The following is a 23,151-nucleotide window of genomic DNA, read 5'->3' on the forward strand; positions in this document are numbered from 1 at the left end:
CGACATGACCTCGCTCGCACTCGCCGCAGCCGCCAGCCCGCCCACCGAATCAGTCAGGGAGTCGAGGCTGCCCGCCCCCGTACGGGTTCATGGTGTTCGCCGAGCCGATCGGCGGCTACACCCAGGACGTCGCCGAGGTGCTGGTGGGCACCTCCATGGGCCGCGACGGCGCGCACCACGATCACCACACCGATCGTCGCGGTGAGCTGGGGCGAGTGGGCGCCCGACGACGTCGAGGTAACCGGCGGACCGGTCGTGCGCTGGTACAACCAGCGCGAGCAAGGCGCCCTGGACGACATCCCGCCCCAGTTCAACGGCGTGTGGCTCACCTTCTACGCCCCCACCGGCAGCGCGTCCGACGGCATATCCCCCGACACGGTCGTCGATAGTCGGCCGGACACCACGACCATGACCGCTGGCGACGTCCAGACCGGCGGCCCCTGCCTCACGCCGTTGAGCTGGGACAACGAGACCGTGCTGCTGTACGGCGTGCCGTTCGACGAGCCGGAACCGGACACCGCCAAGGAATGGGCCCAGGTCGTCTACACCGCCTGGCAGCTAATGGCCCAGACCGGCACGTCCCAGCTCACCCAGGTCGAAGCAGTGCCGCGCGACCGCGCCGGCCGCAAGTGTGACCGCCGCGACGGCATCACCAAGAACTCCACGGTGCGGATCATCAACGTCCACTCCGCCCACCGGCCCAGCTCGGCGGCCACCGAACAGGACGCAGCCAGCTCCACCGGCCGCCACGCCCCGCAATGGTCCTGCCGCTGGCCCATACGCCCCGACCGGCGCAACATGTGCATGAACCCCCGCGCCCACGCTGACGGCACATGCGAACACCAGGACCGCATCGTGCCCGCCCACATCAGGGGCCCCGCCGCGGAGTCCTGTAAGGGTTCTATGGGTGGTCACGCCCAGGGAACGATGCTCAGGGTGTGCGGTCACGGTTGAGTAAGCCGCCGGTTCGGGCACGCGGGCTAGCTGATCGCGATCACCTCGATCCCGCCCATCCTGTGCTCGCCGACGGGCGGATCTTAGTGGTCGGCTTCGGAGGTCCCTCGGGGGTTGACGCCGGAGCTGGTCGTGGGCGCCGCCGTTCAGGTATCGAGGCGATGGCGATCGGCGATCCGGGTGCGGTTCGCTTCGAGTGAAGCTCGCGATCAAGCGGTGAGGACGTAGTTCTGCTGGTCGGGGGGTGGTGTAGAGGCGGTCGTGCTCGCGGGCGGCGTGGAAGCACCAAGCCCTGCCGCTGACCTGCGGCTCCTGTTGGCTCGTCAGTTCCCGCGCGGGGCCAGTTCGATCATGGTTGAATGCTGCGTCACGGCGCTTGGGGTGCTGACGCCGCGCGCCCGTTCTCTCTTCGCGATGTGACGCAGGTCGCATCAGCTCCATGTCACGAACGGAAGGGCAGCTTGCGTCTGGTGGTCGTCCGCACGGCGGGAACAACCGACACGAATAGAGATGGCAGAGCGATGAATGCGACAGCAGCGCAGCAGCACGAGGTCCTGGTCCTGGGTGCCGGCTACGCCGGGCTCTCGGCCGCGATCCAGCTCGCGGCCCGTACCAGGAAGCGTGGGAACCTGCGAGTGACGCTGGTCAACCCCTACGTCAACTTCACCGAGCGGCTCCGACTGCACATGACCGCCACCGGCCAGGAGACGGCCGAGATGAACATCCCGGAGCTGTTGGACGGCACCGGCGCCGCCTTCGTCCGCGGCTGGGTCACAGCCGTGGACGCCGAGGCGAAGACCGTCCGGATCGACGACGACCGGGTCCTGCGCTACGACACCCTGGTCTACGGCCTGGGCAGCATCGCGGACACCGTCGCCGTCCCCGGCGTGGACGACCACGCCTACACCCTCAACAGCCCGCAGGACGCCGGCTTCCTCGCTGACCGGCTGACCCGGCTCGACGGCGGGACCGTCGTGGTCGGCGGCAGCGGCCTCACCGGTGTCGAGGCCGCCGCGGAGATCGCCGAGCGGCACCCAGAGCTCCAGGTGGTGCTGCTGGGTCGGCAGGAGCCGGGCGCGAGCATGCACCCGAAGGCCAAAGCCTACCTGGACGCGGCGCTCGCCCGGGTCGGCGTGCGGGTGCTCAGCGGCGTCGAGGTGGCCAAGGTGCTGCCGGACAGCGTCGAGCTCGCGGACGGCTCCGGCATCCCGGCGGCCGCGGTGCTGTGGACCAGCGGCACTCGCGTCTCGCCGTTGGCTGCCGCCGCGGGCCTGACCGTCGACGAGCGCGGCCGTGTGGTCACTGACAGTGCGCTGCGCTCGGTCTCCCACCCGGAGGTCTACGCCGTGGGCGACGCGGCGGCGATCCGTCAGGGCTACGGCGTGATGCACGGGACCTGCCAGGGCGGTATGCCCACCGGTGTGCACGCGGCCCTCTCGATCCTACGGGTGCTGGCCGGCAAGGAGCCCAAGCCCTTCCGCTTCGGCTACTACCACACACCCGTCAGCCTGGGCCGCAATGACGCCGTCGTTCAGTTCACCCACCCCGACGACAGTCCGCGCCGGCTCGTGCTGACCGGCCAGCGAGCCGCGAAGTACAAGGAGACGGTCACCGCCGCGCCGTGGCCGACCTTCGCCCGCATGAAGAAGATGCCTGCCTCAGGTGCGTTCTGGCCGCACGGCGGCCGCTACACCCGGACACGGAGCGCCAAGTGACCCAGCCGCAGCAGACCAGCCCCGACCAGCTCGCCTTCCAGCAGTACCGCACCCTGCTTTTCTCCGTCGCCTACCGCATCCTCGGCTCCGCCGCCGACGCCGAGGACGTGGTCCAGGACGCCTGGCTCAAGTGGTCGGCGGCTGACCGTTCCCAGGTCGCCGACTCCAAGGCCTACCTGACCCGGATCGTCTCCAACCTGTCGATGGAGCGGCTCCGTTCGACCCGCCACCAGCGCGAGACATACGTCGGGCCCTGGCTGCCCGAGCCGATCCTCACCGGCCCGGACACCGCCGACGGCGTCGCCATGGCGGACTCGGTCTCCATGGCCCTGCTGGTCGTCCTGGAGACGCTGAGCCCCCTGGAGCGCGCGGTCTTCGTGTTGAAGGAGGTCTTCGCCTTCAGCTACGCGGAGATCGCGGACGCGGTGGAACGCTCGGAGCCGGCGGTCCGGCAGGCCGCGCACCGTGCCCGCGAGCACGTCCAGGCCCGCCGACCTCGTTTCACCGCGGACCGCGCCCGCCAACGCGACGTCACCGAGCGTTTCTTCGCTGCGGTGACGGGCGGCGACATCAACATCCTCATGGAGCTGCTCTCCCCGGACGTGACGCTGTGGACCGATGGCGGCGGCAAGGTCCGCCAGGCCCTCAAGCCGGTCGTCGGCCTGGAGACCGTGGCCCGTTGGTTCGCCGCGCTCGGCACCGTGACCTACCAGGGCATCGGGCCTGGGCAGATGCGGGCAGAGCTCACCTGGATCAACGGCGGCCCGGGCGTGGTCTTCCGCGGCCCGGACCGCGTGATCGCCACGCTGACCTTCGACTTCGACCCGGAAGGCCGCGTCTCGACCATCCACAACGTGGCCAACCCCGACAAGCTCCACGCCGTCGCCGACGGCACTCGGCACGAACTCTCCTGAGCCGCCCGCTCGATATCGACGCCCGCCGGAATCCCCGTGAGCGCCAGGGCCCGCTGCCCTAGCACGGGCCGGGCCCAGGGGGAAAGCGGATGCGGCAGGCTGCGGCCGTTCGTGATCCACTTCTGCTGATCGGCACTGCCTTGCCTGTTGCCACCGCGCGCCCGATAGTCCTGAGCGCCGCCGAGCGGCACAGGTTGAAGAAGGCCGCCTGGGGCCACAAGACCGAGCACCGGGCGCGGGCGCAGATCGTGCTCCGGGCGGCTCGGGGCAGGTCCAACGCGCGCAATGCCGTCGAGGTCGGAGTGCACGTGGACACCGTGCGCACGTGGCGGGGCCGGTTCGCCAACCCGGGCCTGCCGGGACTGGCCGATCGCAAGCGCACCGGACGTCCCGCCCACTTCACCCCCGTGCAGGTCGCCGAGGTCAAGGCGCTGGCCTGCCAGCTTCCCGCCGAGGCCGGCGCGCCGCTGTCGCGCTGGTCGTGCCCGGAACTGGCCCGCGAGGCCGTCGAGCGCGGCATCGCACCCTTCCTGTCGGCCTCCACCGTGCGCCGCTGGCTCGACCAGGACGCGATCAAACCCTGGCAGCACCGCTCGTGGATCTTCATCACCGACCCGGACTTCCGGCCCAAGGCGGCCCGGGTCCTGGATCTGTACGGCCGCACCTGGGACGGCGAGCCGCTCGGCGTGGACGAGTACGTGATCAGCGCGGACGAAAAGACCTCCATCCAGGCCCTCTGCCGCTGCCACCCCAGCCTCGTGCCCGGCCAGGCGAGAGCGATGCGGGTCAACCACACGTACGGGCGCGGCGGCGCACTGGCCTACCTGGCCGCCTTCGACGTCCACCAGGCCACAGTGTTCGGCCGCTGCAAAGCCACCACCGGCATAGCCCGTTCATGACCCTGGTCGCCCAAGTCATGAGCCAGGAGCCCTACGCGAGCGCGAAGCGCGTGCTTTGGATCGTCGACAACGGCTCCTCCCACTGCGGCAAGGCCGCAGCGGACCGCATTGTCGCCGCGTTCCCGAACGCCGTGCTGGTCCACACCCCGGTGCACGCCTCCTGGCTGAACCAGGTGGAGATCTTCTTCTCCGTCGTGCAGCGCAAAGTCGTGGCGCCCAACGGCTTCACCGACCTTGCCCAGGTCGGGGACCGGCTCCGAGCCTTCGAAGACCGCTACAACGCCACGGCACAGCCGTTCCAGTGGAAGTTCACTGCCTCCGACCTGGACGATCTGCTGGCCAGGATCGACCTGCACACCGCCGTCGCCCGGCGGGGATGGCCGGAGCAGGCTAGCCCAGGGTGCGGCACAGCTTGGCGGCGCCTTTGTACTGGATGCAGACCTTCGTGTTCCTGGGGAACTGCGGGCCCGTGTGTCCGTCCCTGCCCCAGGAGACCTCGTTGAAGTCGCCGACCGTCCGGCCCTTGGTCCAGCTCGTCGCGGCCTTCATCGGCTTGCCGGGCTTCTGGTAGAGCCAGCGGGCGTAGTAGGTGTGCCCCTTGGTCGTCGAGCTCTTGGAGGTGTACACCCAGCCCACCCCGCGCTGGGCGGAGCCCTTCTGACCGGGTGTGCCTGGTCGGCCCGGCTACCTCGACGGCTACCGCGACCGTCTCGCGGCGGCCGCCGAGCGGCTGATGGGCGTGTCCCTGGAGTGTCTGCCCGCCCTGGACCTAATCGGCGAGTACGGCGCACAGCCGAAGGTCCTGCTGTACGTCGACCCGCCGTACCTGGGGTCGACGCGCGGCTGGGGCCGCAACTACCGGTGCGAGATGACGAACGACGACGAGCACCAGGAGCTCGCGGCCGCGCTGCACTCGTGCACGGCAACCATCCTGCTGTCCGGCTACGACAGTCCGCTGTACGCCGAGCTGTACGCCGGCCGACGCCGCTACGAGCAGTCGACGTTGGCCGGCAACGCGACCGCGGACAAGGCCCGTACCGAGGTCATCCGGGCGAACCGCCCGCTGGCCGGCCAAAAGACCTGTTCACCCGACCCCGCCCACACCAGCGCGGGGCCCACCACCACCAAGGAGTCCCCGCCGTGCGCGACATTCTGCTGGCCCTGCTCATCCCCATCCTCATGTGCGCGTCCGGCCTGTACGCGTGGGCCGAGTCCCGGTGGCGCAAGCGCCGCCCCCGCCAGCGGCCCGTGCCGTACCTCCCAGAGCCTGCGCCGCCGCTGGTGGTCGAGGCCGAGAGGCTCGTCGCCGACACCTACCGCCTGCTGGCCCCGCTGTACGACACCAGCGGCCCACCCCGATGAGACCCCACCCCCGCTCACGGCACCCGAGGGAGGTGAGAGCCGCGCCCCACCCGTACCTCCTCGCCGCGGCTCTCGCCCTCCTCACCGAGGCCGGTACGTGCCTCGCCGTACGACGCCAGACACGCACCCCGCGGCGCGCTCTCTCCCGGGAGCGCCCCGCAGCCCGTCTCACCCAAGCCGCCCAGCACCGCGACATCACCACACTGCGGGCAGGGGGCGACAGAAGTCGGTTCCCAGTGCCCGGATCTCCGGCGCGCTACGGCGGGTGGTGGGCCCGTGGAACGTGCCTGGGCCCCGCTCCAGAACGCGGGACCGGGGCTCTGCGACGCCGATCATCACAGGGGTGACGGATCCCCAGACCGGCGGCTGTGTGCGGGGAGGTGACGATGCAGTTGTCCGGGATGGTGCGGATGGCCAGGGTGACGCCGCTGGCGATCTGGCAGCATCGGCCGATCGCCGCGCCGGGGCCGATGCTGATGTTGTTGCCGGTCTGGGTGTCGTCGCCGATCACGGCCCCGAACTGGGTCGTGCCCGTTCGGTACAGGCCGGTCGTGGTACAACGTGATGACTTCCCGGTCGGGTGTGCGCATGTCGGTGGTCATGTTGATGGCGGCGACGGTGACGTTGGCGGAGAGATGGGTCCGGGCGCCGAGGATGGTCCGGTCGATGCCGATCCGGCATCCCAGAACGGCGTCTTCTCCGACCAAGGCGGCGGTGACTTCGTAGTTGAAGTCGACCTGGGCGCCCGCACAGGAGGCTGCCCTTGCGGACGGTGGTGAATTCGTGGACCTTGACGTCGGGGCCGATGATCACGTCGTCGCCGATGATTGCCGAGGGGTGGATGTAGGCGGAGGGGTGGATGCGACCACGTTCCTGGGCGGCGGGCACGCCTTGTCGATGCGGATGCTAGAGAGGACCGGCAGCTGGCCGGATGCCTTCTTCTTCACCCACGAGGAGTCCGACCTGGCCTGGCGGGCCATCGACCGGGGCTGGGACGTCCTGTACAAGCCGGAGCTGGTCCTCCAGCACCCCAGAACGTCCCCGGCACGGCACGCGGTCTACTACCGGATGACGGCCCGCAACCGGGTCTGGCTGGCCAAACCGCACCTTCCCGCGCCGCTCGTCCCCCTCTACCTCGGGGTGTGGATCGGCCTGACCGTGGCCCGCACGCGGCCGCTCGCCGGTGTGCGGGCCTGGTTCGGCGGTTTCGCCGAAGGTGCCAGGACCTCCGGCGGCCCGCGCCGCCCTGTGCACTGGCGCACCGTATGGCGGCTGACCCGGCTGGGCCGCCCCCCGGTCATCTAGACCGCGGCGGCCTGCCGCAGCCAGTCCGGCGCGGCGGCCGGGGTGCTGCGGAGCCACTTCACGTAGCGGTCGACGCCTTCCGCGACGCTGACCTTCGGCTTCCAGCCCAGGACGTTCTCCATCTTCCGGACGGCCGCGTACCCGCCCAGCGGGTCACCGGCCGGCAGCGGCGTGTCCAGGAACGCCGTGTGCGGATAGTGGCGCTGCACCAGCTCGGCGACCTTGCGCACGGTGGTGGGCACGCGGTGCCGATGTTCACCGTCTCGGTGTGCGCCCTCGGGCCGATCAGGGCGCGCAGGGTGCCCTCGGCGACGTCGTCAACGTGGACCAGGTCCCGCACCTGGTGGCCTCCGCCGTTCAGGTGCAGAAGAAGGCCCAGGTGGGCGCGGGCGGCGAACCAAGCCACGACCCAGGAGTGGGAGTTCTGCTTGATGGTCTGCGGTTCGCCGTAGACGGAGAAGTACCGGACGATCGCGTACGAGGTGCCGACCTGGCCCAGGACCAGAGCAGTCTGTTCCTCGCCCCACGCCTTGGCGTTGCCGTAGACGGACTTGGGCCGCATGCGGGTGAACTCGTGGAACTGGGGCGGGATCCGGCCGTGGACGGACTCCAGCAACTGCCGCATGGTCAGCAGGACAGGGCTGTCGGTCTCCTCAGGGTTGCCGTCGCCGTAGAAGCTGGCGGAGGAGACGAACACCAAGCGGCGCACGCGGTCGGTAGCGGCCACGGCATCCAGGACGGTCTGGGTGCCAGCGACGTTGGTGTCGATCGCGGCCAGCGGCTCGCGGGTGCACGCGGCGACGTCCGCCAGGGCGGCGGCATGGATGACGTAGTCCGCTTCGGCGACGACCTTGCGGACCAGGGCGCGTCCCGGACGTCGCCCAGGACCGTGTCCGGGTCCGAGGAGTGGACGTCGAAGAGGTCGGCGTACACGTGGTCGGGGTAGGCGTTCATGGCGCACAAGGACACCGGGCGGGCCCCGAGGCTCCGCAGTTGGGTGCTGATGCGGGAGCCGATGAGTCCCGCGCCACCGGTCACCAGCACGGTGGCACCGGAGAGGACGGCGAGATCTGAGCGGTGATGCACGATGCCTCCAGCAACGAGGTTCGGGTGGATCTCGTGACGGGCCCGGCCCCGCGAGCACCGGGCGGGTGAGCATCAGTCAACGGCCCGCGACAAGGCAGGAGGAGGGAAGCCCGACACAAGAAGCCGGAGAACGTCGGCACGAACTTCCATCCCTCGTCGGAGGCGATCGCCGAGATCACCAGCCTCCTCGCGCCCGGCGGCAGCAGGCGCTGACCGCAGTCGGCCCAGCGGTACCGATGGCGCATCACTGCGGGTAGCACACGATCAGCAGGGCCTCGACGTCTCCAGCGGGTGCCTGATAAAGGTGCGGGACATCAGCGGCCCAACTGCCGTGCATGCCCGGGCCGACCAGGACAGAGTCGGTGAGCCCACCGACGCGCGCCATGCCGGCAAAGACGATGATGTGCTCCGTCGTACCCGAAGAATGAGCGGCGGACTCCTGCGTCGCTCCGGAGCGGATGCGAACCCGGTAGGTCTCCGTAACGGAGGTATCAGCCTCGAACCGCTCAATAAGGACGGCTTCGACGGCGTGACCGGAGATCTTGGCGGGAGACGCGAGATCGTGCAGAACGGTACTCAGAGGCACCTTGAGCGCTGTCGTAAGAGCGTAGAGCGTTTCCAGAGTGGGGTTGCGCCGGCCGCTCTCCAGTTCGGAGAGCGTCCCCTTACCGATCTTGGACCTGCGCGCCAGCTCGGACAGTGACATCCCCTGCGCCTCGCGCAACTCCCGCAAGCGCAAGCCGACACTGGCGGCCAGATCCATGAAGTCCCCTTCCCGTCTGCAGAGGCCGGTTGATCCAAGCCTCTTGAGGGATCTATCGTTCCACACACAGAACGTTCCGTATATGGAACGCACGACGGTGCGACGTTGAATGGAGGAGTCACATGGCGCCCAAGAAGGGCACATCCCTGCCCGTCCGCAGTATGGAGGTGGCCCGCATCCTCGCTGAGGCCGGCATCAGGGGCCAGGTACGCGAGTTGGCAGAGTCGACGCGCACGGCCGCCGAGGCCGCCGAGGCCCTTGGGTGCGACGTGGGCGCAATTGCCAACAGCCTCGTGTTCATCTCCGACGACGAGCCCGTTCTCGTCCTGACCAGCGGTCGGCACAAGGTGGACACCACAGCACTCGCCGCCCGGTGGGGACGCGGCAAGCTCCGGCGCGCCACCCCGGAACAGGTGCGTCAGGCCACCGGACAGGCGATCGGAGGCGTGGCTCCGGTCGGCCACCCCCAGGCGCTTCCTACCGTGGTCGATGCAGCCCTGAGCGACTACCCCCAGCTCTGGGCCGCCGCCGGGACGCCGCGCACGGTCTTCCCGACCACCGCCAGTGAACTCCTCCGGATCACGGGCGGGCTCCTGCTCGCTGTCGGCCCGTGACCAGGGGTTCCCTCGGCCCAGGGACCGATCTGACCGGGCAGGTGGCACTCGTCACCGGGGGCTCAACCGGGCTCGGCCGGGCCATCGCGCTGGGCCTGGCATTCGCCGGATCCACAGTGGTGGTGGCCAGCCGACGGCTGGAGGCATGCAGACAGACAGCAAAGGAAATAATCGCCCGAACCGGAGGTACTGCCGCGGGTATGTCCTGCGACGTGACCGAGGACGATTCGGTCCACGACCTTGCCCAGGACATCGTCAACCGGTACGGCCGCCTGGACGTGCTCGTAACCAGCGCCGGAATCCAGGCCCGAGGCGCACTCGGTGCGCTTGACGCCACCACGCTGCGGCGCTGCCTGGACGTCAATGTCGTCGGAACCTTCCTCTCGTGTCAGGCTGTTGTGCCCGCGATGCGGCAGGCGGGGTACGGCCGCATCGTCACCCTGGCCAGCGCTCTGGGACTGGTCGGTGCCGCAGGCCGGGCAGGCTACGCAGCCAGTAAGGGCGCGGTGGCCCAACTCACCCGCAGCCTCGGCGTCGAACTCGCAGGCACCGGCATCTGCGTCAACGCGCTGGCTCCCGGTCCCTTTCGCACACCGCTGAACGCCGGCGTCGACGACGACCCGCATGTCCGGGACTTCCTGGACCACCAAGTCCCCATGGGACGCTGGGCCGACCCCGACGAACTCGTCGGCGCCGCAGTCCTATTGGCCAGCCCAGCGGCGTCCTACCTTACGGGTGCGGTGCTGCCGGTCGATGGTGGCTGGACCGCCCACTGACAGCGTGGGCGCCCCATGCCGTCCGGCACGGATTCGGGCCGGGCACGATTCGCGGTGCTGACCGAGCCCGCCTGCCGGCACGGGTGGGCGCAATATTGCCGTCGGCGGCGCTCACCCGCCGCTGAACAGCACTGACGGGTGGGCCTCACCCCGGAGCCGATCACTCGTCGTCCGGGGCATCCAGGTCGGGCAGGGACCGCAGGCCGCCACTCAATTCGTGGAGATGGAAGGAGTAGCGGCCAAGTATGTTGGTGTAATGCCTCACAAACGGCGAGAGGCGTACCACGTCCTCGTCACGGACGTCGAAGCCATCCGCCCGCAGCTGGTGTACCGCGGCGTCCATGTACCGCGTGTTGAACAGCACGAGGGCGTTGAGGACAAGACCCAGGGCGCCGATCTGGTCCTCCATGCCGTCCTGGTAGCGCTGGTAGAGCTGTCCAGAGCGGCCGTGGAAGATCTTCCGGGCGAGCGCGTGGCAGCCCTCCTGGATGTTCGCCTGCGCTCTTGATCTGCCTTCGGTAACCCGGCTCGTCGGCCAGGCGCATGATGTGCAAGGGGTCTTGGCGATCCGCCCGTAGTGGGCGATCGCGTCGCCGAGCGGAGTGGGGCGCCCGTCCCGCGACAGCATCCGGATCACGTCGTACGCGCGCACGGTCCAATGTGGATGGAGCCGACGATCCGGAGGATGTCCTCCCAGTGGCGTTCGATCCGGGCGAGGTCGACCCGGCCGCGGGCGGCGTCCTGGAAGGCGCCGCAGTCGGCGGTGCGGTCGATGCGCCACATCTTCTGGTCCGGCAGGTCGCCGAGCTGTGGCGCGTACGCGAACCCGGCCAGGGTGAGCAGCCCGAAGACGATGTCGCTGTAGCTCGCGGTGTCGGTGACAATCATCTCGGGGCGCTTGCCGCCGTCGCGGTCGAACAGGACGTCCAGCACGTACAGGGAGTCGCGTGGGATGCCGGCCACCACCTTCCCGCCGAGCCCCGCAGCCTGGTCGTTGATCATGTCGAGCCAGGTGGCGCCGCCCCGGCGCCCGAAGTACTTGGGGTCGGGCAGGGCGTACACCGACGGCACGGGGACGACGAACCGCATCCCGTCCACGGAGGCGACCAAGCCGCCGCCCCACGCCTGCGCGAGCGGGATGGCTGCCTGGTAGTCGATCAGTGTGGCGTTCGCCGCCCGATACGTCGCCAGCCGGAGGTAGGTCTGGTCGACGTGGGACAGCCGCCCGTACTTCAGCGCGTCCGCGGCTCCGATGACCGGGGTGTAGCTGACGTTGCAGCTGTGCGCGACTAGGAGCGCGGCGATCGTCACGTGCAGGTCCTTCAGCCGGGCCTCGCCGCCGGCGACCGAGGTGAACGCCTGGTCGGCGCCGGTCACGAGAACACCTCCAGCAGTGCCTCCGGCAGGTCGACCCGCGGCAGCATCGCCTCCACCGCCTCCCGCAGGTCACGCAGGGAGGTGGGTCGGGCTCCGGCTCCAGGGCGGCGAAGTGCAGGCGGCCGTCGTCGTCGAACACGATCTGGGAGTTCGCCGGCACCCGTCCGGCGACCTCACGGTAGGTGCCGTCCAGCAGGGCGGCCCGCGCCGCCAAGTGCTCACCGGCCTCGGCGGGCAGGTTGAGTGAGGCGAGCACGGTTGGCTTGGCCTGGTCCCACGCGTCTCCGTCCAGCAGCTTCGCGCGGGGGTCGCCCCACTTGGAGGAGTTCTTCGCGAACACCTGCTTGCTCCGCAGCATCCGGTGCACAGCTGCTCCAGCACGCAGAACGCGTACGCCTTCCAGCCACCGTGCCCGGCTCCAGATGAGGCGTGGACAGCACCAGCCGCCGCCACGAGCCGGTGAGCAGCCCGGTGTCGACCTCGGCGGGACCGACCTTCTTGCGTCCCATGAGATCCGGCAGCGACTTCAGGGCGGTGAGGACGGGCAGGCCCTCCGGGGTGGCGCCGAAATCGACCACCGTCACCAGGAGCTTCAGGAACGGCCGCACGGTGCCAAAGCGGGTGACGAGCTGGGTCCGCCATGCCTCGTCCGCGTCGGAGTCGAGCGGCAGGGCCAGCTCGAACAGCGCGGCGACCGCCGCCGCCGGCTCATGACGCGGCACGACCTGCTCGATCCGCTCCCACATCGCCTCCAGCGTCTCCACCTCGGACGGACCGATCCTCCCCGGCGTCGGTGTCGACCTGCTCGTTCGTGGTGTCGAGCCCGGACTAAGACCCGGGTCACTGATTTGGGCATTCCCCAGATCAGACAACCCTGAATGCACGCGAGGTGCGGCTTACCCACCAAACACGCCGTACCTCGCCCCACCGTCATGGAGAGCCCTGCTGAACAAGGCGTCCTCGTAACCTGTCACCGGAGTCGCAGGACGCCAGGAGCGCGATCCTCGAAGATCTCGACCAGCCAGTCGAAGACAGTGGTTCCGCGCTCTTCCCTTGCTGCGGCAAGGTCGGCGCCGACCTTGGGGCGGTTCGTGGGGTGACAGCGTGACAGCCGAATCTCTAGCTGGCGGGCTGTCTCCGGATAGCCGAGATGTTGGCGAGACACCTGGTGGTCGCGCCACTCAACCACGTAGTCATCGTCGTCGGGTGCCCCGCAGCCACCGCTGAGGCAGTCGGCGAAGGCGTCGAGGTTTCGGCCGAAGTAGCCCCCGGGGCCGTTGATCGCTTCGCCGATGACTCGCCAGAAGTCTTCCAGCGTTCTGATCTGCCTGCCGTCCAGCACATATGTCGGTGTCACGGCTCGGAGGATACGTGCAGCCAGCTCTGCGGCTGCGTCCCCTCGATTCTGGCCGCCTCCGCTCAGTCCGGAAAAACCACTTCAAGGGCCCGAACGACACCCACGGCCACGCCGCCGGCGACGCCGCGCTCGCCGCGACCGGCGAGCGCCTCGCCCGCTGGGCCGGACCCACGGAGTCGTCGGCCGCCTGGGCAGAGACGAGTTCTTCTCTGAACGACTGAGGTCGAAGCGGTGTTGTCGCCTGGGCTGACAACAGTGATCGTCGCGGTACGCCTGGTGCGTGAGGTATTCGCAGGGAGGCGGGCTGACGGACGAGCGGCGGGTGTTCCGCGAGGGCATCCGGATGCGGCGGCCGAGATGCTCGCCGGGCATCACGACAATAAGGTCATCGCCCGGGAGCTTCGGGTGTGCCTCCGGTCGGTGCAGCGACGGCGCCGTGAGGGGAGCAGGCCGGGCCGAGGGGCCCGCCCCTACCGCACCATCGGGCCCCGTGCTCCGTCGCCGCCTCGGCGAGTGCGTGCACCAGCGGGGTCGCGCGGTCCGTACGCCAGATCAGGCCCCATTGGACGGGCGGTGCATCGTGGATGGTCACAAAGGCGATGTCGGGCTGTGCGTAGTAGCGCCGCCCCTCGTCAGGGACAGTGCACACCACATCCCCTATCGCGACGAGGGCGAGGACCTCGTAGAAGGTGGCCACGGACGGGCCGCGGCGGATCGGGCGCCCCGCCGGTGTGTAGAGCGGCAGGACAGCGCTCACCCAGTAGGCGGGCACGGAGCCGGCCAGGCTCGGCACCTTGTGGTCGCCGAGCACTTCCATGCTCACCGTCACCTGCCCGGCAAGCGGATGGTCCGCGGCCACCATCAGGCGAAGCGGTTCCTCGCGCAGCACCACGCCGACGGTGAGGTCCGGCTCGCGCACCGGCAGCCAGGCGGCCAAGGTGTCGACCTCACCGGCCCGCAGCGCTCCGAACGGATCACTGAAGAACACCTCTTTGAAACGGAGTTCGACGGCGGGGTGCCGGGACCGGAAGTGGTCGAGGACCGAGCGCATCTCATGCATCTGCGCACCCATCACCCCCACTGTCAGCGTGGCGGGAGGCCGACGGGCGATGGCCGTCACCTCGGCCATGGCCGCCTGGATGTCCTCAAAGGCCGGCTTCAGCCTCCGGTGCAACTCTTCGCCAAGGGGAGTCATGCGTACATGCCGGCTGGTCCGCTCGAAAAGCTGCGCCCCGATGCGACGTTCCTGCTTCTTGATCGCCTGGCTGACACGAGCCGGGGAGACCTTCAGGCGTTCGGCGCTGCGACCGAAGTGAAGCTCCTCGGCGAGCGTCAGAAAGATCTCTATGTCCCGCAGTTCCATCCCGCTCCGCCCCCGTCGCGCGGCTTCCGATCCGGTTGCCGGGCGGCGGTCCCGGATCGTGAACCTCTGAGTTAACGACTCTAACAAGATCGGCAGTTGTTCCCGGGCTCGGTGCTCCGCATGCTGGGACGGAGCCAGTTCAGCCGCCTCTGGGGCTCCCACACCCTGCGCTGCCTGCTTGCCTGCCCCTTGGAACCCATAGGGAGAGATTCCCGCGTGACGTCTGACCGCAATGCTGTGTGCACACCCGATCCGGACACGCTCCATCCACTGCCGGAGCACGAACGGGTCGTCTTCCTCAAACCCCTGGTCACCGGGACCCACGTCGTGGCGGGTGACTTCACGTATTACGACGACCCCGACGGCGCGACCGACTTCGTCCAGCGCAATGTGCTGTACGCCTACGGTCCGGAGCGCTTGATCATCGGCAAGTACTGTGCGATCGCCACCGGCACGAGGTTTCTGATGGCGGGCGCCGACCATCCGTCGATGGGGACGTCCACCTTCCCTTTCACCATGTTCGGAGGCCGGTGGGCCGAGGAGACGCTCGACATCGTCACCGGCATGCCGAGCCGCGGCGACACGGTGGTCGGCAACGACGTGTGGTTCGGATACGGGGCCACGGTGATGCCGGGCGTACGGATCGGTGACGGTGCCGTGATCGCGGCGGGTGCCGTGGTCACGACGGATGTGCCGCCGTACACCATCGTGGGCGGGAACCCGGCCAGAGCGATCAGACAGCGCTTCGACGACCAGGCCGTCGAGCAGCTCCTGCGCGCCGCCTGGTGGGACTGGCCCGTCGACGTGGTGAGCGCCAACGCCCGCACCATCATGGCCGGTTCCCCACAGGACATCGCCCGCATCGCCGCCACCGAAGGTCTGGGGAAGCGATGACGGCACGGCAATTCGAGGAGTATGTGGTGTCCGATCCCGCCGGCGGCCCATACGCGATCACCACGGGTCCGGACAGCGCGCTGTGGTTCACCTTGGTGCACAGCGGCCGGATCGGACGACTCGTCCCGGGGCAGGAACCGGTCCATCATCAACTGGCCCCGGACAGCGGTCCGACCGCCATCTGCACCGGGCCGGACGGCGCCTTGTGGTTCACCCAGTACCGTGCGCACCGGATCGGCCGGATCACCACCGCCGGCGAGGTGACCGAGTTCCCCCTGCCCACCGCGCAGTGCGGTCCCTTCGGTATCGCCGTCGGGCCAGACAGGGCTTTGTGGTTCACCGAAACCGCCGCGGACCGCATCGGCCGGATCACCATGCAGGGCTCGGTCACCGAATACCCGCTGCCGCGCACCGGCGCGTTCCCCTCCGCGATCGCCGCGTCCCAGGACGCGATGTGGTTCACGATGAACCAGGCGGGCGCCATCGGCCGCATCGACATGGACGGCCGCATCACGGTCCACGAGCTGCCCACCGAAGCGGCCGCACCGGTAGGGATCACCGTGGCCCAGGACGGCACCGTCTGGTTCACCGAGATCGCGGCCGGTCAGATCGGCCGCAGAACACCCGACGGCCGGATGACTGAGTACCCGCTGCCCGACCGGTCGGCCCGGCCGCACGCCATCACCACCGACGCGCAAGGCACCACGTGGTTCACCGAGTGGGGCGCGAACCGGGTCGGTTCACTCACCGGTGACGGCAACGTCACCGTCCATGACCTGCCCACCCCGGCCTCCGAACCGCACGGCATCACGGTGGGCCCGGACAGCGCGCTATGGACCGCGCTGGAGACAGGTGCACTGGCGCGCCTCGCCCCGACCGCCATCGATGCGAGAACCACCAGTTCTGCAGTACCCACCGAGAAGAGGAACCTGTCATGAAGTACGCCCTCGTCATCTTCGAGACCGACGCGTCACGCGCCCGGATCCAGGCCGACCGCGATGCCCACCGCACGGCCTACGAGACATGGATCGGCAAGCTGGCTGCCGCGGGCAAACTTGCGGGCGGCGATGCCCTCGACACCGAGCATCAAGGCCCTGTCACCGTGCGTACGGCGGCGGACGGAACCGTCTCGGTGACCGACGGGGCTGTGCACGGCGGCGAAGAAACCCTCGGCGGCTGGTTCCTGCTGGAGGTGACAGATCACGCTGAAGCCATCGAGCTGGCCCGCAGCTTCCCCACACCTGAGACACTCGAACTCCGGCCGGTCCTCGAATCCGCCTGAGGAGCGTCCCCTGCCCAGGCGTTAGACCGGCGCCCACGAGGCCCACCCCGGGGGCCTGAGCAGGGCCGCTCTGAACACCCAGAAACACATTGGCAGGACGAGTATCAGCGGTTGAGCTCGTCGCCGGCCGCATTCCGCCACCCGTCGGGGCAAGCGCCAGTAGTGCCGTATCAGGCAACGTTCGCCCTGCGCCTTACAAGTCAATGCAATAGGGGGCTTGACGAACGGCGGCACGCCCCACGACGAGCCGGCGGCCTGCGGTGCGCTCTTGACAGTCGCTTCATAGTTGGGCGGGATGGTAGGTGCGCACTGGGCGCGGTTACCGGGTCGGGGGACACGTGGTGGAAAGCGTCGGTGGTCCGGACCACGTGGAAATACTGGAGCGTTGGGCCCGTGGCTTACAGATGCCCGCGTCGGCGACTGGGCCGCAGCCAACAACGTCGAACTGGCCTACACGCCGATCAACAGCTCCTGGTTTAACCGGATCGAGGCCCAGTTCACTGCCCTGCGCTACTTCGCGCTCGACGGCACCGACCACACCTGCCACGAGGAGCAAGGAACGATGATCCGCCGCTACATCATGTGGCGGAACAAGCACGCCGCCGACAAGCGGCTACGCGAGGTCGTGAACAGGGCAAACATTGCCTGATGCGGCACTAGTCACCAGCCACACGTCGGCCGAGCCTCAGGGACCGTGGTCGCGAGGGTCGCTACGGGGACTGGGCCGCGGCTGCGTCAGGGTGAGCGACACCGCTACCCGCAGCAGCCCGCCCGGCTCGGCGGCCAGCCGTACGCGGGAGTCCTCCCGCGGTACGCGTCCGCGCCGCACGGCGTTGGCGCATGGCTTGCCCGCACGAGCGTCCTCGTTCCTTCCACCACCCCGTTGTACGAAGACCACCACGGGCCCAGCCGGTGCACGACCAGCCGAGGCGGGCATCGTCGAGAGGCTGACACGCAGGCTGCGGGGAACTTCGGGCCGACAGGGTGAACCCTTCGCTGGTTTTGGGAGCCTGGGCTGGAAGCCGTCTCGCGGTTGCGGACGTGATTCTGGCCCGGGTCGGGCCGCCGACTGCTCGCTCAGCGCAGGAGCCACCTCTTGCGGCTCCATGCCGAACGCAGATAACTAGAGGATCAATCGGCTGCCGCCGCTGGGAAGTCGCCAGGTCGCACCGGCACGGCATGCAGGTGGCGGAGCTCGGAGACGGACAGCTCGATCACCGGGCTGTCGCTCTGGTCTGCATTGATGGTGAGCATGCTTGCGTTCGTTGCTCGCTCCCCCGGCCGGACCCGGCCCAGCGGAAGGCTGGCGCGGGGAGGTCGCGGGACCCCGCGTCAGCTTGGCCAGCTCCGAAGGTAGGCTCGCCCAGGTCGACGTGCTCGTGGTGAGACAGTCGGCTCCGGTCCAACTCGGTATGCCGGGCTTCAGCCGGTCCGGAGGAACCGCTGGGAGCCGACACCAGCGTCATGAGCGACACCGGAGGCGAGCGAAGACGAAGCCAAAACAGAACCGGCAGCCCAGCCTCTCGCAGCTGACACAGGGCGGTGGACATGCATTGCTGCACGGTCCTCCCATCAGCACGCAGGCCATGCGGTTTACTCAGGCCCCAGGTAACGAGCGCCAGTTGAAGAAGCAGGCGTGCGCGTACGTCGTCCCGTCTGGGCGCCCCGTAGGAGTCCAGCCCGCCACCCTCCGCTTGCCGAAGTGCTCCTCCGACGACGTGGGCCCTGGTACTTCCCCGGTGGCCGGAGCTGGCGGCGCTGGTCGAGGCGCTTGGCCTCTTCCCGGGGCCTCCAGCGGCAGCCTGCGCGGGACCCCGGCGACGACCTCTCCATCAAGTTCTCCGTGCTGAGTGCGGCACGCGGGCTGGGAGGTAACCGCCCGGATGAGGCGTCTTACGGCCGCTCGGGGCGCGGGTCAGGTGGCGATTCGACGGCGGCGATGTAGATGACGCCGGGCACGGAAAAGTCGTCGGGGCGGCGAGCTTCGTCGCTGCACCAGTTGAGGCTGGTGGCGGTGCCTCTCCCCCGCTGGTGGGCTATAACGCCGTGCTATCCCCACCCGGGTGGTGGCCCGCGGCGCTCGGGTTGTCTGGTTCGGCCGACGTCGAGGCCCGGGAGGCGGCAGTCCCGGGGAGGAACACCCGGTAAGGTACGCGCCGCGTGCGCACCTCGTACGCTTTTGGGACGCCTCATGTCTGGTACGCGAGCTCCCCTAGCCAGCGGGCGGAATGAGCGGACAGTCCTGCCAGCAGACGAAGGACCCGACCGCATCGCGGTCGGGTCCTTCGCGTCCGGTGCGAGTGGCGCGGTGGCACGGTGGATCTCGAGTGCGTTGATCGGCCGGGCGAGCAGTGCGGCGACCGCGCTCATCGCGATCCCGTCGGCCGGGTGAGGCGGCGGGCGGGCAAAGTGGCGGCAGGCATCATCGGGAGGCTGTCGCACGCGGTGCGGCGGAGCTGTCGCACGTACTGCTCTCGAGGTACGAGAAGGGCGCCCAGGCCGCGGACGTGCGGGCTGTCCCGCTGGGCGTCGAGCAGCAGGCCGCCGACCTGTCCGAAGCGCGCCGCGAGGTCGGCGACCGCGGCCTTCGAGGCACCGGGACGGTGGAAGAACATCGAGTCCATGCTGAGGACCGATCCGACCTGAAGACCGAAGACGCCGCCGACCAGATCGCCGTCCTCCCACACCTCGACACTGTGAGCATGGCCCAGCTCGTGCAGGCGTATCAAGCTTGCGATCAGCTCGTCGGTGAGCCACAACGGGACGCGGTCGGCACGGCATTCGCGGACGACCTGCTCGAACCTCCGGTTCAGGCTGGTCGACCACGCCGGCCGACCGCGCAGCCGCCGGGCGAGGCTGCGGCTGATGTGCGCGGCCGAGACGGGCAGCACCGGCCTGGGATCGGGCGACCACCAGGAGACGGCGTAGTGATCCTCTGATTCCTCACCGACGAGCGGAATGCGGCCCTCGTCGACCTGGTCGGCGTAGACCACCTCGTTGAAGACGCGGGCGTAGTCGTCGGATGCTGGGAACGGATAGACCCCGGCGCGGTACCCGGCCAGGAGGCCGGCGGGACTGAGGTCGGCACAGAAGGCCACCGGACCGTCGGGGGCCGCGTCCAGCACGTCGAGCGCCTCCCAGCTTGGGCATCGGCTCACCACCGTGCCGCTTCCCGCCCTTGGCTCCTCACCGGGCGGACGGCGCCGGACCGCTGAAGAAAGTCGATGTAGCGGTCCATCATCTGCGCGTCCACCGGCGGAATGTCGATCCCGCTGTCCACCAGGGCCCGTTCGGCGTTGTTGCGGGTGAACTCTGTGAAAACGCCCTGGAAGTACATTTCGCTCACGGTGATGTCGGCGTGCGCGCACCGGTCGACGAAGAGCGGGACGAACGGTGTGATCGGGTCGGTGGGGTGCCCGGCCACGTACTTCACCAGAGCGGCGATCCACTCGGCGTACGGGATCTCCTGGACCGGATAACCCCGTCGGCGAAGACGCTCGGCGAGCGAGCTCAACAATGCGGGGCGGGGATTGGTGAGGTGGTAGACCTCGCCGCGGGCGGGACAGCGGGTGGAGATGTGTCCGACGGCGCGGGCGAGCTGGTCGGCCGGCAGGAAGTCCAGCGGCAGCCGGACGGCCGGGCACAGCCCGGTCCGCGCGATGAAGTCGATGAGGGCGACCATCTCGCTGCTGGTGTTCATCACGCCGGTTTCGATGCTGCCTGTGACGTCCATCAGGCGGTAGACGGTGACGGGAAGGCCCGCGTCGGACGCCTGCCGCAGCAGCGCCTCGCCAACCCATTTGGTCTCCACGTATCCCACCGACAGGTATTCGGGGAAGCGCAACGGGGTGCTCTCCGTCACCTCGTGCACCCCGGCGGGGCCGAATCCGGCGAGCACCGCCATGCTGGAGGTGAAGTGGACGGGGACGGCACGGCCGGCGGCGAGGCGGATGATCTCGGATGTTCCGTCGACATTGGCCGTGCGCAACTCGTGGTACGGGTAGATGAAGTTGACGTGTCCACCAAAGTGGTACACGGCGTCGATGGTCGATCCGAGCTCCTCGAACCGGCTGGGTGACAGCCCCAGCCCTGGCTTGCCCAGGTCGCCGACGACCGGTTGGACACGATCGCTGGACAGATCGCTGAGGACGTGCCGCTGGTGACTCACGCGGATCCGTTCCAGGCCGTGCTGTTCGTCGGAGGCCCTGACCAGGCACAGGACCCGTCCCGTCGTCCGGCGCAGTAGTTCGTCGATCATGTACGCCCCGCAGAACCCCGTCGCCCCGGTGAGGAGGACGTCGCCGGGGCGCCGGGGGTCCGGAGCCGGTGCGCCATGACCTACTTCCGGAAAGCGCCGGTCGGTCTCGGCGGTGAAGTCGACGCTCCCGCCGCCCGGGTGGGCCAGCGTCCCGGCACGTGCCTTCCGCACGGACTCGGCGAACGCGGCGAGCGTCGGATACCGCAGCAGTGAACGGGTCAGGTCGCGGATCTGTGTGATGCCGATGCCGAATACGACGCGGGTTCGGGCGAGCATCTCCATGGCCAGCAGGGAGTTGCCGCCCAGCTCGAAGAAGTCGTCGCGCGGACGGACGTGGTCGACATCCAGGATCTGGCTCCACAACTGGGCCATCCCCTGCGGCACCGGACGGTCGTCGGCCGCGGCCGTCGGCGCCGCGGTCACGCGTTCCGGCACGGCCTTGCGGTCGAGCTTTCCTCCGGGCGTGAGGGGCAGTCGCTCCACCGCGTGAAAGGCCGCCGGAATCATGTAGCCCGGCAGGACCTCGGCGAGCGCCGACCGCAGCCGTGCGCACAGCACCGCCTCGCCGCCGGCCGGCGGCGAGGTCGGCGTGACGTAGGCGACGAGGTCCCGGTCGCTGCTGCCACGTGTCCGGGCCACCACCATCGCCTGGCCGATCTCAGGGTGGGAGCCGAGCGCGGCCTCGACCTCGGCCGGGTCGACCCGGAAGCCGCGGATCTTCATCTGGTCGTCGACCCGGCCGAGGACTTCCAGGTTGCCGTCCGGGCGCCGACGGCCCAGATCCCCGGTGCGGTACATCCGGTCGCCGGGCGCCGAGCCGTGCGGGTCGGGCAGGAACTGCTGTGCGGTCAGGGAAGGCTGGCGCCAGACACCGCGCGCCAGCCCCGGACCGCCGATGTAGATCTCGCCGCGCTCGCCCGGCAGCACCCGGTTCAGTTCGGCGTCGAGTACGTGGACATGCGTCCCCTCCAGGGGTCTGCCGATCGGGGCGAGGGCGGTGTCCGGCGCGGCGAGCAACTCCTCGTTCAGGTCGCAGAGCGTGGAGGTGATGGTGGTTTCGGTGAGCCCGTAGGCGTTGACGAGCCGGGCGCCGGGGATCCGGTGCAGGATGGCGCGACAGGCCTTCGTATGGACGATCTCGCCGCCGACGATGGCGAGCCTCAGCGATGCGAGGGCCTCGTCGTGGTCCGGGGCGGAGACGATCCGATGCCAGTAGGCGGGCGTCAGATCGGCGACGGTGATCCCGTGCTCCGGGAGACGGTGCAGCAGATCGGTGGGCGCCCACGTATGTGTTCCCGCGAGGACGAGTGTCGCGCCGCTGATCAGCGTGGCGAAGATCTGCTCCAGCGAGGTGTCGAAGCCGAGTGCCGCGGCGTGCAGCACCCGGTCGCCGGGCGCGAGTTCGTAGGCCCGGGCCACCGCGGTGAGGGAGTGAGCCAGCGACCGGTGGCTGATCATCACTCCCTTGGGAGGTCCGGTGGATCCGGAGGTGTAGATCACGTAGGCCAGGTCGTCCGGCCGGGGGCCCGGCTCCGGGGGCGGTTCCGGGGTCGGTTCCGGGGCCGGTTCCGGGGCCGGCGGGGCCGGTTCCCCGGCGTGGAGGATGCGCGCCTCGCACCCGGCGAACATCGGGGCGTACTCGCGGTTGGAGACGATGAGACGTGAACCGGTCTCCCCGACCAGTCCGGCCATCCGTTGCCGCGGTGTCGCGGGGTCGAGGGGCAGGAACGCGCCGCCGGAGCTCAGCACCGCCAGCAGCGCGACGACCAGCTCGGGCGCACGGTCGAGGCACACGGTGACGACGGACTCCGCGTCGACGCCCGACTCCCTCAGTCGGCGGGCAAACCGGTCGGCACGGCCGGTCAGCTCAGCGTAGCTGAGCCGGCCCTCGTCCGAGAGAACTGCGAGAGCGGACGGCTCACGCCGCGCCCGCTCCCGGATCAGCTCGGGCACACTGCTCGGCCAGGACTCCGGGTGCCGCCGCTCGGCGTGGGCGCTCGCGGGCCGCATGTCGGTCCACAGGCGGTCGACCAGACCCGCGCACCACCCGGCGGACTCCGGCCCGCCGACCTGACGCCACCCGGCCGGAGGCCGGCGACCGGCGGGCCAGATCGCGTACTGTTCCTCGTCGTTGCGCAGTACGACACACAGCGCAGCAGACTCCGTCGGAGCTCGGTCACGTTCCGTCACCTTGGTTCTCCTGCCTCGCGCAGAGTGCTGCGGACCACGACC

General features: G+C 69.5%; 22 protein-coding genes and 6 pseudogenes. 15 read left to right on the forward strand and 13 right to left on the reverse strand.

Going from position 1 to position 23,151, the window contains the following annotated elements; all coding sequences use genetic code 11:
* Positions 1-201 precede the first annotated feature (201 nt).
* The 5 genes from ACZ7LK_RS10770 to ACZ7LK_RS10790 all read left to right on the forward strand — a co-directional run bounded on the left by ACZ7LK_RS10770 (position 202) and on the right by ACZ7LK_RS10790 (position 4,985).
* Positions 202-954, forward strand: a complete 753-nt coding sequence (locus ACZ7LK_RS10770) for a hypothetical protein (protein ID WP_471139679.1) — start codon at positions 202-204, stop codon at positions 952-954.
* Between the two features lie 521 nt (positions 955-1,475).
* Positions 1,476-2,669 (forward strand): NAD(P)/FAD-dependent oxidoreductase, encoded by a 1,194-nt coding sequence (locus tag ACZ7LK_RS10775; protein ID WP_392273210.1) that lies wholly within the window; start codon positions 1,476-1,478, stop codon positions 2,667-2,669.
* On the forward strand, positions 2,666-3,583 hold the full coding sequence (locus ACZ7LK_RS10780; RefSeq protein WP_392273209.1) for an RNA polymerase sigma-70 factor: 918 nt from the start codon (positions 2,666-2,668) through the stop codon (positions 3,581-3,583). Before ACZ7LK_RS10775 ends, ACZ7LK_RS10780 begins: the two co-directional genes overlap by 4 nt.
* 140 nt (positions 3,584-3,723) lie before the next feature.
* Complete coding sequence (locus tag ACZ7LK_RS10785; protein ID WP_471139682.1) at positions 3,724-4,482, forward strand: helix-turn-helix domain-containing protein; 759 nt, start codon at positions 3,724-3,726, stop codon at positions 4,480-4,482.
* A 17-nt stretch (positions 4,483-4,499) separates the two neighbouring features.
* Entirely contained in the window at positions 4,500-4,985 is a 486-nt protein-coding gene (locus ACZ7LK_RS10790; RefSeq protein WP_471140601.1) for a transposase, read from the forward strand.
* On the opposite strand, the gene ACZ7LK_RS10795 is transcribed toward ACZ7LK_RS10790, so the two are convergent.
* Positions 4,873-5,109, reverse strand: a complete 237-nt coding sequence (locus ACZ7LK_RS10795) for a hypothetical protein (RefSeq protein ID WP_471140669.1) — start codon at positions 5,107-5,109, stop codon at positions 4,873-4,875. The genes ACZ7LK_RS10790 and ACZ7LK_RS10795 overlap by 113 nt on opposite strands.
* Before the next feature lie 513 nt (positions 5,110-5,622).
* Here ACZ7LK_RS10795 and ACZ7LK_RS10800 point away from each other — a divergent pair.
* A complete protein-coding gene (locus ACZ7LK_RS10800) occupies positions 5,623-5,844 on the forward strand; it encodes a hypothetical protein (protein ID WP_392273205.1) in 222 nt (73 codons plus the stop codon).
* A 256-nt stretch (positions 5,845-6,100) separates the two neighbouring features.
* Here ACZ7LK_RS10800 and ACZ7LK_RS10805 read toward each other — a convergent pair whose 3' ends face one another.
* Positions 6,101-6,322: a hypothetical protein gene (locus ACZ7LK_RS10805; RefSeq protein WP_471140603.1), complete on the reverse strand. Its 222-nt coding sequence runs from the start codon at positions 6,320-6,322 to the stop codon at positions 6,101-6,103.
* Here ACZ7LK_RS10805 and ACZ7LK_RS10810 point away from each other — a divergent pair.
* Complete coding sequence (locus ACZ7LK_RS10810) at positions 6,231-6,623, forward strand: hypothetical protein (RefSeq protein WP_471140672.1); 393 nt, start codon at positions 6,231-6,233, stop codon at positions 6,621-6,623. The genes ACZ7LK_RS10805 and ACZ7LK_RS10810 overlap by 92 nt on opposite strands.
* A gap of 31 nt (positions 6,624-6,654) precedes the next feature.
* Here ACZ7LK_RS10810 and ACZ7LK_RS10815 read toward each other — a convergent pair.
* A pseudogene (locus ACZ7LK_RS10815) lies at positions 6,655-6,732 on the reverse strand (hypothetical protein); the annotation flags it as partial.
* On the opposite strand from ACZ7LK_RS10815, the pseudogene ACZ7LK_RS10820 reads away from it, so the two are divergent.
* Positions 6,703-7,149: pseudogene (locus tag ACZ7LK_RS10820) on the forward strand (glycosyltransferase family 2 protein); the annotation flags it as partial. The pseudogenes ACZ7LK_RS10815 and ACZ7LK_RS10820 sit on opposite strands and share 30 nt — an antisense overlap.
* On the opposite strand, the gene ACZ7LK_RS10825 reads toward ACZ7LK_RS10820, so the two are convergent.
* From ACZ7LK_RS10825 to ACZ7LK_RS10835, 3 genes and pseudogenes are all read right to left on the reverse strand, one after another.
* Positions 7,146-7,391, reverse strand: coding sequence for a hypothetical protein (locus ACZ7LK_RS10825; RefSeq protein WP_471140675.1), 246 nt, complete (start codon positions 7,389-7,391; stop codon positions 7,146-7,148). The pseudogene ACZ7LK_RS10820 and the gene ACZ7LK_RS10825 overlap by 4 nt on opposite strands.
* Before the next feature lie 65 nt (positions 7,392-7,456).
* Positions 7,457-8,308: pseudogene (locus ACZ7LK_RS10830) on the reverse strand (SDR family oxidoreductase); the annotation flags it as partial.
* 171 nt (positions 8,309-8,479) lie between these two features.
* Positions 8,480-8,998, reverse strand: a complete 519-nt coding sequence (locus ACZ7LK_RS10835) for a helix-turn-helix domain-containing protein (protein ID WP_392273202.1) — start codon at positions 8,996-8,998, stop codon at positions 8,480-8,482.
* Between the two features lie 122 nt (positions 8,999-9,120).
* On the opposite strand from ACZ7LK_RS10835, the gene ACZ7LK_RS10840 reads away from it, so the two are divergent.
* Positions 9,121-9,612: a YbaK/EbsC family protein gene (locus ACZ7LK_RS10840; RefSeq protein WP_392273201.1), complete on the forward strand. Its 492-nt coding sequence runs from the start codon at positions 9,121-9,123 to the stop codon at positions 9,610-9,612.
* 41 nt (positions 9,613-9,653) lie between these two features.
* Positions 9,654-10,388, forward strand: coding sequence for an SDR family NAD(P)-dependent oxidoreductase (locus ACZ7LK_RS10845; RefSeq protein ID WP_471139686.1), 735 nt, complete (start codon positions 9,654-9,656; stop codon positions 10,386-10,388).
* 160 nt (positions 10,389-10,548) lie between these two features.
* Here ACZ7LK_RS10845 and ACZ7LK_RS10850 read toward each other — a convergent pair.
* The 3 genes and pseudogenes from ACZ7LK_RS10850 to ACZ7LK_RS10860 all read right to left on the reverse strand — a co-directional run bounded on the left by ACZ7LK_RS10850 (position 10,549) and on the right by ACZ7LK_RS10860 (position 13,122).
* Positions 10,549-11,765: pseudogene (locus tag ACZ7LK_RS10850) on the reverse strand (transposase).
* 218 nt (positions 11,766-11,983) lie between these two features.
* The gene (locus ACZ7LK_RS10855) at positions 11,984-12,529 is read right to left on the reverse strand and encodes a hypothetical protein (protein WP_471139688.1); all 546 of its coding nucleotides are present in this window, start codon (positions 12,527-12,529) and stop codon (positions 11,984-11,986) included.
* A 206-nt stretch (positions 12,530-12,735) separates the two neighbouring features.
* Positions 12,736-13,122 carry a barstar family protein gene (locus ACZ7LK_RS10860; protein WP_471139690.1) on the reverse strand — a complete coding sequence of 129 codons (387 nt, stop codon included), beginning with the start codon at positions 13,120-13,122 and terminating at the stop codon, positions 12,736-12,738.
* A 74-nt stretch (positions 13,123-13,196) separates the two neighbouring features.
* On the opposite strand from ACZ7LK_RS10860, the pseudogene ACZ7LK_RS10865 reads away from it, so the two are divergent.
* Positions 13,197-13,327, forward strand: a pseudogene (locus ACZ7LK_RS10865) (diguanylate cyclase domain-containing protein); the annotation flags it as partial.
* 180 nt (positions 13,328-13,507) lie between these two features.
* On the opposite strand, the gene ACZ7LK_RS10870 reads toward ACZ7LK_RS10865, so the two are convergent.
* Complete coding sequence (locus ACZ7LK_RS10870) at positions 13,508-14,485, reverse strand: LysR family transcriptional regulator (RefSeq protein ID WP_392273198.1); 978 nt, start codon at positions 14,483-14,485, stop codon at positions 13,508-13,510.
* A gap of 216 nt (positions 14,486-14,701) precedes the next feature.
* On the opposite strand from ACZ7LK_RS10870, the gene ACZ7LK_RS10875 reads away from it, so the two are divergent.
* The 4 genes and pseudogenes from ACZ7LK_RS10875 to ACZ7LK_RS10890 form a co-directional block, all read left to right on the forward strand.
* Entirely contained in the window at positions 14,702-15,379 is a 678-nt protein-coding gene (locus ACZ7LK_RS10875) for a CatB-related O-acetyltransferase (protein WP_392273197.1), read from the forward strand.
* Complete coding sequence (locus ACZ7LK_RS10880) at positions 15,376-16,317, forward strand: Vgb family protein (RefSeq protein WP_471139695.1); 942 nt, start codon at positions 15,376-15,378, stop codon at positions 16,315-16,317. The genes ACZ7LK_RS10875 and ACZ7LK_RS10880 overlap by 4 nt, the downstream gene beginning before the upstream one ends.
* Positions 16,314-16,661 (forward strand): YciI family protein, encoded by a 348-nt coding sequence (locus tag ACZ7LK_RS10885; RefSeq protein ID WP_471139698.1) that lies wholly within the window; start codon positions 16,314-16,316, stop codon positions 16,659-16,661. Before ACZ7LK_RS10880 ends, ACZ7LK_RS10885 begins: the two co-directional genes overlap by 4 nt.
* 409 nt (positions 16,662-17,070) lie before the next feature.
* Positions 17,071-17,310 (forward strand): annotated as a pseudogene (locus tag ACZ7LK_RS10890) (hypothetical protein); the annotation flags it as partial.
* Positions 17,311-17,792: 482 nt separating this feature from the next.
* Here ACZ7LK_RS10890 and ACZ7LK_RS10895 read toward each other — a convergent pair.
* The 3 genes from ACZ7LK_RS10895 to ACZ7LK_RS10905 all read right to left on the reverse strand — a co-directional run bounded on the left by ACZ7LK_RS10895 (position 17,793) and on the right by ACZ7LK_RS10905 (position 23,109).
* Positions 17,793-17,915, reverse strand: a complete 123-nt coding sequence (locus ACZ7LK_RS10895) for a hypothetical protein (RefSeq protein WP_471139700.1) — start codon at positions 17,913-17,915, stop codon at positions 17,793-17,795.
* A 1,112-nt stretch (positions 17,916-19,027) separates the two neighbouring features.
* Positions 19,028-19,819 carry a leucyl/phenylalanyl-tRNA--protein transferase gene (locus ACZ7LK_RS10900; RefSeq protein WP_471139703.1) on the reverse strand — a complete coding sequence of 264 codons (792 nt, stop codon included), beginning with the start codon at positions 19,817-19,819 and terminating at the stop codon, positions 19,028-19,030.
* The gene (locus ACZ7LK_RS10905; RefSeq protein ID WP_471139706.1) at positions 19,816-23,109 is read right to left on the reverse strand and encodes an amino acid adenylation domain-containing protein; all 3,294 of its coding nucleotides are present in this window, start codon (positions 23,107-23,109) and stop codon (positions 19,816-19,818) included. Before ACZ7LK_RS10905 ends, ACZ7LK_RS10900 begins: the two co-directional genes overlap by 4 nt.
* Positions 23,110-23,151 lie beyond the last annotated feature (42 nt).

The sequence above is a fragment of the Streptomyces sp. NPDC039423 genome, from assembly GCF_055598725.1.